At 65.1% G+C, this 12,957-nt stretch carries 8 protein-coding genes; 3 read left to right on the plus strand and 5 right to left on the minus strand.

Translation table 11 applies throughout. The annotated features are described in order from the left end of the window. Positions 1-45: 45 nt before the first annotated feature. The 3 genes from HU752_RS21910 to HU752_RS21920 all read right to left on the minus strand — a co-directional run bounded on the left by HU752_RS21910 (position 46) and on the right by HU752_RS21920 (position 5,724). The gene (locus tag HU752_RS21910) at positions 46-3,183 is read right to left on the minus strand and encodes an efflux RND transporter permease subunit (RefSeq protein ID WP_186675393.1); all 3,138 of its coding nucleotides are present in this window, start codon (positions 3,181-3,183) and stop codon (positions 46-48) included. Positions 3,184-3,207: 24 nt separating this feature from the next. Beyond that, positions 3,208-4,434: an efflux RND transporter periplasmic adaptor subunit gene (locus HU752_RS21915; protein ID WP_186675391.1), complete on the minus strand. Its 1,227-nt coding sequence runs from the start codon at positions 4,432-4,434 to the stop codon at positions 3,208-3,210. 63 nt (positions 4,435-4,497) lie between these two features. After that, complete coding sequence (locus HU752_RS21920; RefSeq protein ID WP_186676072.1) at positions 4,498-5,724, minus strand: TolC family protein; 1,227 nt, start codon at positions 5,722-5,724, stop codon at positions 4,498-4,500. Positions 5,725-6,238: 514 nt separating this feature from the next. Between HU752_RS21920 and HU752_RS21925 the strand changes: the two genes are divergently transcribed. Both HU752_RS21925 and HU752_RS21930 read left to right on the plus strand, forming a co-directional pair. Continuing rightward, positions 6,239-6,913, plus strand: a complete 675-nt coding sequence (locus HU752_RS21925) for a heavy metal response regulator transcription factor (protein WP_186675389.1) — start codon at positions 6,239-6,241, stop codon at positions 6,911-6,913. Further along, complete coding sequence (locus HU752_RS21930) at positions 6,910-8,301, plus strand: heavy metal sensor histidine kinase (protein ID WP_186675387.1); 1,392 nt, start codon at positions 6,910-6,912, stop codon at positions 8,299-8,301. The genes HU752_RS21925 and HU752_RS21930 overlap by 4 nt, the downstream gene beginning before the upstream one ends. Positions 8,302-8,329: 28 nt before the next feature. On the opposite strand, the gene HU752_RS21935 is transcribed toward HU752_RS21930, so the two are convergent. After that, a complete protein-coding gene (locus tag HU752_RS21935) occupies positions 8,330-9,241 on the minus strand; it encodes a LysR substrate-binding domain-containing protein (RefSeq protein ID WP_186675385.1) in 912 nt (303 codons plus the stop codon). Positions 9,242-9,397: 156 nt separating this feature from the next. Here HU752_RS21935 and ydiJ point away from each other — a divergent pair, with 156 nt between their 5' ends. After that, a complete protein-coding gene (gene ydiJ, locus HU752_RS21940) occupies positions 9,398-12,451 on the plus strand; it encodes a D-2-hydroxyglutarate dehydrogenase YdiJ (RefSeq protein WP_186675384.1) in 3,054 nt (1,017 codons plus the stop codon). Between the two features lie 37 nt (positions 12,452-12,488). On the opposite strand, the gene HU752_RS21945 is transcribed toward ydiJ, so the two are convergent. After that, positions 12,489-12,926, minus strand: a complete 438-nt coding sequence (locus tag HU752_RS21945; RefSeq protein WP_186675383.1) for a YqaA family protein — start codon at positions 12,924-12,926, stop codon at positions 12,489-12,491. Positions 12,927-12,957 lie beyond the last annotated feature (31 nt).

Raw genomic sequence — 12,957 nt, forward strand, 5'->3', positions numbered from 1 at the left:
CCCCGCAAAGACTGGTGGCAGTCACCCGCCGCCAGTCGCCGGCCGCTACGCTTCTTCTCGACGATGAGCCCACTGGTACAGGGCCGGAAGCACCAGCAATGTCAGCACGGTGGAGGACAGGATCCCGCCGATCACCACCGTCGCCAAAGGCCGCTGCACCTCGGCCCCCGTACCGGTGGCCAGCGCCATCGGGATGAACCCCAGGGAGGCCACCAGCGCCGTCATCAGGACCGGCCGCAGGCGGGTCAGCGCGCCTTCGGTCACCGCGTCCCCGAGGGACCGCCCCTCCTCGCGCAGATTGCGAATGAAGGCGATCATCACCAGGCCGTTGAGCACCGCCACCCCCGACAACGCGATAAAGCCCACACCAGCGGAAATCGACAGTGGGATATCGCGCAGCCACAGCGCCAGGACGCCGCCGGTCAACGCGAACGGAATACCGGTGAACACCAGCAGGCCGTCCTTCAGGCTGTTGAACATCATGAACAACAGCGCCATGACCATCAGCAAAGCCACCGGCACGACAATCTGCAGGCGCTTGGCCGCCGACTGCAGCTGTTCGAACTGGCCGCCCCAGCCGGTCCAGTAGCCTGGCGGGATGCGCACACCGTCGTCGATACGCGCCCCGGCCTCCTCGACGAACGAGCCCAGGTCACGCCCACGCACGTTGGCACTGACCACCACCACGCGCTTGCCGTTTTCCCGGCTGATCTGGTTCGGACCCAGCACCAGGTCCAGGCTCGCGACCTGCGACAGCGGGATGAAACCGATCTGCTGGTCGCTGCTGCCGGCCATCGCCGGGATCGGAATGAGCAGGTCGGAAAGCCCGGCGACGTCGGTACGCAGCGTGTCCGACAGCCGAACCACCAGGTCGAACCGGCGGTCGCCCTCGTACAGCGTGCCAGCCTGGCGCCCACCGACCGCAGTGGCGATCGCATCCTGCACATCGCCGACATTCAGCCCATAGCGCGCGGCCCGGGTGCGATCGATGTTGATAGTCAACACCGGCAGGCCGGTGGTCTGCTCGACCTTCACCTCGGAAGCACCGGGCACTTTCTGCAAGGTTGCCGCGATCTGGGTGGCCGTCTGGTTCAGCACGGCCATGTCATCGCCGAAGACCTTGACCGCAACGTCGCTGCGCACGCCGGACACCAGTTCGTTGAAGCGCAACTGGATCGGCTGGGACAGCTCGTAGTTGCTGCCCGGAACGCTGGCCGCAGCCTGCTGCAGCTCGGCGATGAGCTGCTCGCGCGACTTGCCCGGATCGGGCCACTGGCTTTGCGGCTTGAGCATGACGTAGCTGTCGGAGATGTTTGGCGGCATCGGGTCGGAAGCGATTTCCGCAGTCCCGGTTCGGGCGAACATGCGCTCCACCTCCGGCACCTTCTCGACGATGGCTTTCTCCAGCCGCTGTTGCATGGATACGGACTGCGACAGGCTGGTGCCCGGGACGCGCAGCGCCTGCAGGGCAAAGTCACCTTCGCTCAGGCTGGGCACGAACTCGCTGCCCATGCGACTGGCCAGCACACCGGACAGCACGATCAGCACGAACGCCATGGCAAAGGCACCCAGGCGATGCTTCAAGACCCAGGCCAGCACCGGCGCGTAACGCACACGAGCCGTGCGCATCACGACGCCCTCCTCTTCCTTGACCTTGCCGGTCACGAACATGGCGATCGCGGCCGGCACGAAGGTCACCGAGAGGATCATCGCCCCGAGCAAGGCGATCACCACGGTGAAGGCCATGGGGTGGAACATTTTGCCTTCCACGCCGGTCAGGGCGAAGATCGGCAGGTAGACCACCATGATGATCAGCTGGCCGAAAATCAGCGGTCGGCGGGCCTCTTTCGCTGCGGCGAAGACCTCGTGGAAGCGCTCGGAGCGCGTCAGCATCCGCCCGTGCCGGTGCTGCGCATGGGCCAGCCGGCGAATCGCGTTCTCGACGATGACCACCGCGCCATCGACGATGATGCCGAAATCCAGGGCCCCGAGGCTCATCAGGTTGGCACTGACCTTGTTGGTGAACATCCCGGTGAAGGTGAACAGCATCGCCAGCGGAATCACCATCGCCGTGATCAGTGCCGCGCGAATGTTGCCCAGGAACAGGAACAGGATCGCGATGACCAGGATCGCGCCTTCGAGCAGGTTCTTCCTGACCGTGGCGATGGCCTTCTCGACTAGGTTGGTGCGGTCATAGACGGTGACCGCGTGCACGCCCTCGGGCAGGGAGCGATTGATCTCGGCCAGCTTGGCCGCCACCGCCTGCGAGACCGTCCGGCTGTTCTCGCCGATCAGCATGAAGACCGTGCCCAGCACGACCTCACGGCCGTTCTCGGTGGCAGCCCCCGAACGCAGCTCCCGGCCGATGTCCACCTCGGCAACGCTGCTGACACGAATCGGCGTGCCCTGCACGTTCGCGATCACGATGTTCGCGATGTCGTCGACGGCCCCCAACTGCCCGGGCGCCCGAATCAGCCACTGTTCGCCGCCGCGTTCGATGTAGCCGGCACCGACGTTGGCGTTGTTGCGCTCCAGCGCCGCAACCAGGTCATTCAGGGTGAGTTTGTAGGCGGCCAGTTTCTTCGGATCCGGGGCGATCAGGTACTGCCTGGCAAAACCACCGATGGTGTTGATCTCGGCCACCCCGGGCACGTTGCGCAACTGCGGCTTGATGATCCAGTCCTGGATGACCCGCAGGTCGGTCGGCGTGTAAGGCGTGCCGTCCTCCTTGCGGGCACCATCCTGTGCCTCGACGGTCCACAGGAAAATTTCGCCAAGGCCGGTGGAAATCGGTCCCATCACCGCCTCGACGCCTTCGGGCAGTTGCTCCTTGGCGGTCTGCAGGCGCTCCCCGACCAACTGGCGGGCGAAGAACAGGTCCGTGCCGTCTTCGAAGATGACGGTGACCTGGGACAACCCGGAACGGGACAGCGAGCGGGTCTGTTTCAGCCCGGGCAAGCCGGCCATGCCGGTCTCGATGGCAAAGGTCACCCGTTGCTCGGTTTCCAGTGGCGAGAAACCGGGCGCGGCCGTGTTGATCTGCACCTGGACGTTGGTGATGTCGGGTACGGCATCGATGGGAAGTTTCTGATAGCTGGCAATACCGAGCCCGGCCATCAGCACAACAGCGAGCATCACGACGATGCGCTGCTCGATTGCGAATTGAATCAACCGTTCAAACATGGGGTTCTACTCTGGCGAGGCGGATCAATGGGCATGCTCGGCGGAGCTCTTGCCCAGCTCGGACTTGAGAATGAAGCTGCCCGCGGCGGCCACCGGCGTACCGGCATCCAGCCCCTGGAGAATCTCCACGTAACCGCCCTCCCGGCGCCCGAGCGTCACGGTCTGCACCTGGAAGCCTTCGTCGTTGCGAACGAACACCGACGGCTTGTCCTCGACGGTTTGCACCGCCGCCTCGGGCAAGGCCACCTGGGCCGTACCCTGCTGCGCCGTCACGTCGATGGACACGAACAGCCCGGGTCGCCATGCGCCGTCCGGGTTGGCCAACACCACCCGGACGGAGGCCGCGCGGGTCTGCTCGCCCAGCAGGCTGCCGACGTAACTGACCCGGCCATCGACCTGGGCGCCGAGGTCCGGCGCACTGACCTTGACTGCCCGGCCCACCACCACCTGTTTCAGGTCCTTGGGCGTGACGCCGAAGGTGGCCCAGACACGGGTCAGGTCCGATAGCGTGAAGGCGGCAGTCGACTCGCTGACGACTTCGCCAATCCCAAGGTGTTTTTCCACCACGACGGAATCGAACGGCGCAATCAGCTCATAGCGATTACCGGCAGCGGCCTTGAGGTTGGCGCCGATGGCGTTGAGCTTCTGGCGGGCGTTGGCCAGGCTGATATCAGCCTCCTGGTAGGCCTGCCGGGCCAGCAGGTAGTCCTGCTCGGCGGAAATCCGGTCTTCCCACAGTTTCTTCTCGCGTTGCAGGGTCAGGCGCGCCAGCTCGGTCCTGCGCTGCGCGGCCTCCAGTTCGCTGCGCAGGTCGGTGATCTGCTGGCTGGCGATCACGGCCAGGACCTGGCCCTTCTTCACCGAATCGCCCAGTTCGACCTTCACCTGCTCGACGATCCCGGCGACACGTGGAACGACATGGCTCGTACGGTCTTCGTCGAAGCGGATCTCGCCCGCAAAGGAGATCGACGTGCTCATCAGCCTCGGCGCCGCCGTCGCCAGTTCGATGCCGGCCGCGTCGATCTGCTGCGTCGTCAGCGCCAACTGGCCCTCCTCCTCGTGGCTGCCCTCTTCGGCGTCGCCGCCCTGCCCTTTTCCTTCGGCGTGCCCGTGATCGGCCTCGCCGGCCGGTTTTCCCGCCGGCTGCGCCTCTGCCGCGAACGGCAACTCCCGACCGTTCAGCGCCAAACTGCCCAGGCCGATCAGGGCCACCACGGCCAAGGCCGTCGCCATGCTGCGTTTGTTGTTCATGAATGCTCCCGGCGCCCGCGCGATTCCACCTCGCGCGATGCGCTCAATCAGTGCGAAGTGAAATCAGGGCCGGCCGGAAAACCGGCCGAGGTCGCCGTAGACGCGTTCGAGGGTCACCCGCGCGTCAGTGGCGCTGGCCAGCGATTCCAGGAACTGGCTGCGCGCGGCAATAAGCGTGCGCTGGGCATCAAGGACTTCGAGGAAGCCGAACTTGCCCATCTCGAAGCCCCGCGTGGCGGCGTCCACCGCACTGCGGGCCGCCGGCAGAATGACCTGGTCGAACGACTCGACTTCCCGGGCCGCGCTCGCCCACTGGTCGAGGGCCGATCGAGTCTGCGTCTGCAGGCTCAGTTGCGTGGCATTGCGCAGGTCACGCGCCTGGTCGGCCCGTCGGGCGGCCGACAGCACATTGCCCTGGTTACGGTTGAACAGCGGCAGTGGCATGGACAGTCCGACCACGTTGACCCGCTCACGGTCTTCACGGCTGTACTGGCTGCCCACGCTGACCGTGAGGTCGGGGATGCGTTGCGCACGCTCCGACGCCAGCGCCGCCTCGCGTTGCTCGATCTGCGCCTGCGCCAGGCGCAGTGGCGCAGATTCGTCGAGCGCGACCAGTACCGGCGCGACCGAAGGCGGCTTGCCGGGGGACAGGTCGCGGTCATCGAGGCTGTCGAAAGCCGTCTGCGCGACCCCGATCGCACGGGCCAGCTCCCGATAGGCGCTGGCCTCCAGCGTCTGCGCCCGGCGTACCAGCAGATCGGTTTCCGACAGTTGTACCCTGGCCCGCGTCTCCTCCACGGGAGATGATTTCCCGGCCCGCACGCGCCCTTGTGCCACCTCCAGCCCCCGCTCGGCCAGCGCGCGGGACTGGCGGGCAAGTTCCAGGCCGGTCTGCGCACGCAGCGCGGCGTAGAAAGCCTGCGTCACCTCGGCGCGCAGTTCGTTGCCACGCCGCTCGAGCTCGAGACGGGCAACCTCCTGCCCGCGGCTCGCGACATCGATCCGGGCGCCTCGTTTACCGCCCAGCTCCAACGCCTGGCTCAACATCACCGTCGTCGTGCTGGTGTTGCGCCGCGTATCCTCGGCCTCCCAGGAGAGCACCGGGTTCGGTACCAGGCCGGCCTGCAACCGGTCGCCTTCGGCCATCCCGATTTCCTGCCGGGCGGCGGCAAGCTCCGGGTTCGTCGTCCATGCCGCCTCCACGGCCTGGGCCAGGCTCAGGCGCTGCGCCGCCATGGCAGCCGGTGCAGCCAGCGCCCCGAGCGCCATACAGAGGACACCCACACGCAGTGACGCCCGCAAAACCTTGCCAGGCCCGGGCATGCGAGTACTCGTCCCGTCACGTGACTCGCCGTACAAGAAATGAATAGACACAGTCCCACCAATATAACCAGAGTTGGATCGACGGACTTTAGGCAACCGTGGTTATCGAGGGGATTGCTGGAACATTACAATTACGTCATCTAACAAACAGCGAATGGCCATTGAATTACAATCGTCGGATAAACCTTTATCTGCTTATCTTCAGAAATGAATTGCAATAACTAAAGTGTTGCACCTGGAGATAAATATTGCATTTGCAGAAACATCGTCACCCTCACCGGGCTGAATGCGACATGAGGTCGCACAGCCGGAAAAATCGACGCTTTTCAGCGCTCGGCGCTTGACCCTATAGCTGCTACAGGGATGAAAATCTGTCGTATATCCAAGGAGTTGCGCGAGTCGTTCGGCCCAAGATGGCAGAAAACGGTCGCGCCTTGCCTTCTTGCAACCAGCCATGCCCCATTGAACAGGAAATTCCGCCATGCGAATCCTTGTCGTCGAGGACGAGCCCAAAACTGCCGAGTACATGCACAAGGGGTTGACCGAAAGTGGTTATATCGTGGATATCGCCAATACCGGTCTGGATGGACTCTATCTGGCCAGGCATCAGAACTATGACATTGTCATACTGGACGTGAACTTGCCGGAGATGGAAGGCTGGGAAGTTCTTTCCAAGTTGCGCCAGTCCAGCCAGACGCGGGTCATGATGGTGACCGCTCGCGGGCGGCTCGACGAGAAAGTCCGGGGCCTTGAACTGGGCGCGGACGATTATCTGGTCAAGCCCTTCGAATTCCCTGAACTCCTGGCCCGGGTGCGCAGCCTGCTGCGCCGCACCGAACAGGCCGGCGTCCCCGAGGTCCTGCGGGTGGGCGACCTGGAGCTGGACCAGGGCCGCCACCGGGCGTTTCGAGGCAACCAGCGGATCAACCTGACGACCAAGGAGTTCGCCCTGCTGCACCTGTTGATGCGGCACAGCGGCGAGGTCCTGTCGCGCACCCGGATCATCTCGCTGGTGTGGGACATGAATTTCGACTGCGACACCAACGTCGTCGAAGTCTCGATCAGGCGCCTGCGGGCCAAGATCGACGACCCTTTCGAGCAGAAGCTGATCCACACCCTGCGGGGAGTGGGCTACGTGCTGGAAGCGCGCGAATGAAACCGGCACGCCTATCGGTGAAGCTCGGCGTCACCATCACGGCGATGAGTGCCGTGCTGGTGCTGCTGATGGCTGCATTCGCCCTGGCCGCCATCTGGCGCCAGCTGGATATTCAGGCCAGGGACGGACTGACCGATAAAATGGCGCAGGTGCAACACAGCCTCGCCGAAGGCTCGGCCTCGATTGCCGATATCGTGCTCCACCCGCACAACCTGCGCGACCAGATCATCGGACACGACAACCTGACCCTGGTGATCATGGACTCGGCCAATCCGCGCAAGCGTCTGCTGACCCTGGGTGACCAGGAAAGCACCGAATTGCCCATCCCCGATCCCGGCAGCCCGGTCCTGGAATTCCAGGAGGTCCGTTCGGCCGAGGGCCATGAAACGCTGATGGCCTACCAGTTGATGCGCCTCAAGAGTGGCCAGCCGATCCTGGTCATGCTCACGCTCGACCGCAAGAGCGACTACACACTGCTGAGCGCCTACGTGAAGTCGACCCTCATTGCCCTGCCCCTGATCCTGCTGCTGGTCGGCGGCTGCGCCTGGTGGCTGGTGCATCGTGGCCTGAAACCGCTGCGGGCGCTGAGCCAGGTCGCCGAAAGCGTCTCCGCCCGCGACCTCTCGCAACGGATGAAGGTCCAGGGCCTGCCGGAAGAACTGAGTGACCTGGCGCACGCCGTGAACTTCATGCTCCACCGCCTGGACAGTGATGTGCAGCAACTGGCGCAGTTCTCCGATGACCTGGCGCACGAACTGCGCACCCCCATGAACAACCTGATGGGGACCGCGCAGGTCACCCTGTCCCGGGAACGAGCGCCGCAGGAGTACCGCCAGGTCCTGGAGTCATGCACCGAAGAGCTGGAGCGCCTGTCGCGCATGGTGTCGCAGATGCTGTTTCTCGCCAGCGTCAGCCAGCCATCGGCGCCGCTGACCTTCAGCGATGTCGCGCTGCATGAGGAAGCCGCCCGGGTCGCCGAGCTGTTCGCGGTCACCGCGGATGAAAAGGCCCTGTCGATAGCCCTGCGTGGCGAGGCCACGGTGTCCGGTGACAAGCTGATGATCCAGCGGGCCATTTCCAACCTGCTGTCCAACGCGATCAGGCATGGCACGTCGGGCAGCACGGTCACCCTCGAGCTGTCGGCCACGGCGGACGAGGTGACGCTGGCCGTGGCCAATACCGGGGAAGACATCGAATCACGGCACCTGCCGCACCTGTTCGAGCGCTTCTACCGGGTCAATCCCGGCCATGCCCGGCAACAGGGCGGCACGGGCCTGGGGCTGGCGATCGTGCGCTCGATCATGAGCCTGCATGAGGGCCGGGTGACGGTCGAGAGCGAACCGGGTCGCCTCACCACATTCGGGCTGGTGTTCCCTCGCCTCGCCTGATGCCGTTCAAACGGAGCCGCGAGCCCTGTCAGGCCGCGTCTTCCGGGAACGGCAGGCTCAGCAGCCACTCGCTGAACGCGACCAGCGACGGCAGGTTCTGGTAGCGATTGGCATACGCCAGGTAGTAGCTCTTGCCGCTTTTCATGGGCTCGAACAACACCACCAGCGAGCCCGCCCGGATCTCGTCCTGCACCAGCACCAGCGGCACCAGGCCGATGCCGATACCGGCGACCGCCGCCTGGATCAGGTGGCTGGTGAGTTCGAAGCCGGGCCCCGGACGCATCAGGCGATGATCCAGGCCGTTGTGCTCGAACCAGTCCGACCAGGCATTGGGCCGGGACACGACGTTGAGCAGCGAATGGCTGGTGGCGATCTCGACTGGCGTCGTCGTGCGGTATTCGGGCAGGGCCGAAGGACTGGCCACCACCACCAGTTCCTCGGTCAGCAGCTTGTGCGACATGAAGCCCGGCCAGGAACCGGAACCGGCGTAGATGATCGCATTCATCTCGCCGGCGGCACTGGCCAGGTCGGCCTGGATGATCCGCGAATGAATGTGCACCACGACATCCGGGTGCCTGGCGTAGAAATCGTTCATGCGCGGCAGCAGCCACTTCGAGCCGAACGTCGGCAGCACCCCCAGGTGCAACACGCCCTCCTGGGAACGGAAGGCGATGGTCTTCAGCGTCGCGCTGCGAATCCGCCCCAGGGCTGCCGATAACTCATGCTGGTACAGCGCCCCGGCCGCCGTCAGTTCGATGCGCCGGCCGTCACGCAGAAACAGCTCGACCCCCAGCAGCGTCTCCAGCGCCTGGACCTGCCGGCTCACGGCGCTCTGGGTCAGCAGCAACTCGTCCGCCGCCTTGGTGAAGCTGCCATGGCGCGCCGCCGCCTCGAAGGCCACCAGCACCGACATCGAAGGAGTGAGGCGTCTAGGATTCATTCATAAAGCTCATGCAAATGCTGCGTGTTTTACGTTTGCCGGGGGCCGGCAATCTGCGAATAATCGAAACTATACCGCTTCGCCCGAACGCTGGCTCAGCCTTGAGCATACGTTAAGCGAATATAAAAACGAATTAGCCTGCAGGAACCGTCACGAATGATCGCCCGCCTCATCCCCACGAACGGTCAGACCGACCTGTACGAACGCTTCCTGAAACAGCTGGGCAGCGAAGGATTCCAGGGGGAAATCGCCGCCGACCTGGGTTCGCGCACGGTGTTGTCCACCGATAACTCGATCTACCAGCGCCTGCCCCAGGCCGCCGTGTTCCCCAAGACCTACGCGGACGTCGAGCTCGTGGCGAAACTCGCCGCCCACCCGCAGTACCGCTCCGTGGTGCTCACCCCTCGCGGCGGCGGCACCGGCACCAACGGCCAGTCGCTGACCGACGGTATCGTGGTCGACCTTTCGCGACACCTGAACACCATCCTCGAAATCAATGTCGAGGAACGCTGGGTCCGGGTGCAGAGTGGCGTGGTCAAGGACCAGCTGAACGCCGCCCTCAAGCCCCACGGCCTGTTCTTCGCCCCTGAACTGTCGACCTCCAACCGCGCCACCATCGGCGGCATGATCAACACCGACGCCAGTGGCCAGGGCAGTTGCACCTACGGCAAGACCCGCGATCACGTGCTCGCCCTGTCGACCGTGCTGCTCGGCGGCCAGCGCCTCGACAGCCAGCCGATCGCCGCCGACCAGGCCGACCGCGAGGCGGCCCGGCAGGACCTGGTCGGCAGCGTCTACCGCTGCACCCGCGACATCGCCGACCAGCAGGCGCAACTGATCAAGGACACCTTTCCGCCGCTCAACCGCTGCCTGACCGGCTATGACCTCGCGCACCTGCGCGAGGAGGACGGCGGTTTCAACCTCAACAGCATCCTGTGCGGTTCCGAAGGCTCGCTGGGCTTCATCGTCGAGGCCAAGCTCAATGTGCTGCCGATCCCGCGCCACAGCATCCTGGTGAACGTGCAGTACACCGCGTTCATGGATGCCCTGCGCGACGCCAAGGCGCTGATGGCACTCAAGCCGCTGTCCATCGAGACCGTCGACTCCAAGGTGCTGAGGCTGGCGATGCAGGACATCGTCTGGCACGGCGTGGCCGAGTACTTCCCGCCGATCCCCGGCCAACAGACCCTGGGCATCAACCTGATCGAATTCAGCGACGACGACCAGGAGCAGCTGGAGCGGCGCGTCCATGACTTCATCGAACACCTGAAAAACGACACCAGCGTGGTGCGCCTGGGCCACACCCTGGCAGTCGGCAGCGAGGCGGTGAAACGCGTCTACACCATGCGCAAGCGCTCGGTGGGCCTGCTCGGCAACGTCCAGGGCGAAGCCCGTCCGCAGCCGTTCGTCGAAGACACCGCCGTGCCGCCGGAAAACCTCGCGGACTTCATCGCCGAGTTCCGTGCGCTGCTCGATTCGCACCAGCTCGAATACGGCATGTTCGGCCACGTGGACGCCGGCGTGCTGCACGTGCGGCCGATCCTGGACATGAAGGACCCGCGCCAGGCGGCGCTGATCCGCCCGGTTTCCGATGGCGTGGCCGCCCTCACCCAGAAATACGGCGGCCTGCTGTGGGGCGAGCATGGCAAGGGCCTGCGTTCGGAGTACTCGCCGGCCTACTTCGGCCCGCTGTACCCGTCGCTGCAGGCGATCAAGGCGGCGTTCGACCCGTTCAACCAGCTCAACCCGGGCAAGATCGCCACGCCGTCGAGCGTCAGCGAAGCCACGCTGACCAAGGTCGACGAAGTGGTCCTGCGCGGCGAGCTCGACCGGCAGATCGACGAGCGCGTCTGGCAGAGCTACCACACCGCCGCCCACTGCAACGGCAACGGTGCCTGCTACAACTTCGACCCCGATGACGCGATGTGCCCGTCCTGGAAAGCCACGCGCAACCGCATTCATTCGCCCAAGGGCCGTGCCTCGCTGGTGCGCGAATGGCTGCGCCTGCAGGGTGCCCAGGGCGTCGACCTGCTGGGCAACGTGACCAGCCGCTTCAGCGTCGGCAACCTGCTGGCCAAGGTGCGCAACACCGTCGGCAAGCAACTTGGCGAGAAAGACTTCTCCCACGAAGTCTATGACGCGATGGCCGGCTGCCTGGCGTGCAAGTCCTGTGCAGGCCAGTGCCCGGTGAAGGTCAACGTACCGGACTTCCGCTCGCGCTTCCTCGAGCTCTACCACCACCGCTACCTGCGGCCGCTGAAGGACTACGTGGTCGGTTCGCTGGAGTACAGCATTCCCTACATCGCCCGCTTCCCACGGCTGTACAACGCCATGATGAACGCGCGGCCGGTCAAGTTCCTGCTCGAACACGTGGTCGGCATGGTCGACAGTCCGCTGCTGAGCCTGGTGGACTTCCACCAGGTCTGCGCCCGCTGGAACGTGCAGACGGCCACCGCGCACAAACTGTCGAAACTGAGCGAGGAGCAGCGCCAGCGCAGCGTCGTCATCGTCCAGGACGCCTTCACCCGCTACTTCGAGACCCCGCTGGCCGCCGAGTGGATCGAGCTGATCGCCCGGCTGGGCTACGACATCTACTTGGCGCCGTTCGCCCCCAATGGCAAGCCGCTGCAGGTCCAGGGCTTCCTCGGTGCCTTCAGGAAGGCCGCGGCCCACAACGCCAAGGGCCTGAAAGCCCTCGAAGCCTACGGCATCCCGCTGGTGGGACTCGACCCGGCGATGACCCTGGTCTACCGCCAGGAGTACGCCAAGACCCTGGAGCAGGATGCCGCGCCCCGCGTGGTGCTGGCCCAGGAGTGGTTGGCGACCGCCCTGCCGACACTGGAAAAGCCGCAGGCGCCGCAGACCTATCAATTCCTGCCGCACTGCACCGAGCGGACCAACGAGCCGGCGAGCGTCGAGCAGTGGAAAAAGGTCTTCGAGGGCTTTGGCCTGAAACTGCAGGTCCTGGCCAGCGGCTGCTGCGGCATGTCCGGTACCTACGGGCACGAGACCCGCAACGCCAAGACGTCGCAGGTCATCTACTCGCAGTCCTGGCAGCCGCTGGTGGAGCGCTACCAACCGGCCGGCCGCCTGCTCGCCGACGGCTACTCGTGCCGCAGCCAGGTCAAGCGCCAGGCCGGTGAAGTGGTGTTGCATCCGCTGCAGGCACTGCTCGGCCAGCTTCGCGAACGCGAGACGGCCAAGGCGTAGGGCACGACGGTACGCAGGTCTCGACGCCGGGCTGGCCCTACACCCAGCCCAGCGTCATCAGGTACAGCGCACCATAGCGACCGGCCTTGGCCAGCGTGACGATGAGCAGGAAGCTCCACCAGGGTTCACGCATGAGCCCGGCCACCACCGTCAGCGGGTCACCGATGATCGGCATCCAACTGAGCAGCAGCGACCAGCGGCCGTAACGGTGATAGGTGTGCTGGACGCGCTCCAGCCGCTGGGCGGAAACCGGAAACCACTTGCGCTCCCGCCAGTGTTCCAGATAACGCCCCAGCACCCAGTTCACCAGCGAACCGGCGACGTTACCCGCCGTGGCGACGATCAACAGGACAAGGGCCGGGTGCTGCTTGGCCCAGAGCAGGGCGAGCAGCACCGCCTCCGACTGCAGCGGCAGCAGCGTGGCGGCGCCGAACGCCGACAGGAACAGGCCGAGGTATCCGCCGGTTTCCCACATGTTGCCCTCCCCTGAAACCGGATAGTGATTG

The sequence above is a fragment of the Pseudomonas vanderleydeniana genome, from assembly GCF_014268755.2.
In the GTDB taxonomy this organism is placed as follows: Bacteria; Pseudomonadota; Gammaproteobacteria; order Pseudomonadales; family Pseudomonadaceae; genus Aquipseudomonas; species Aquipseudomonas vanderleydeniana.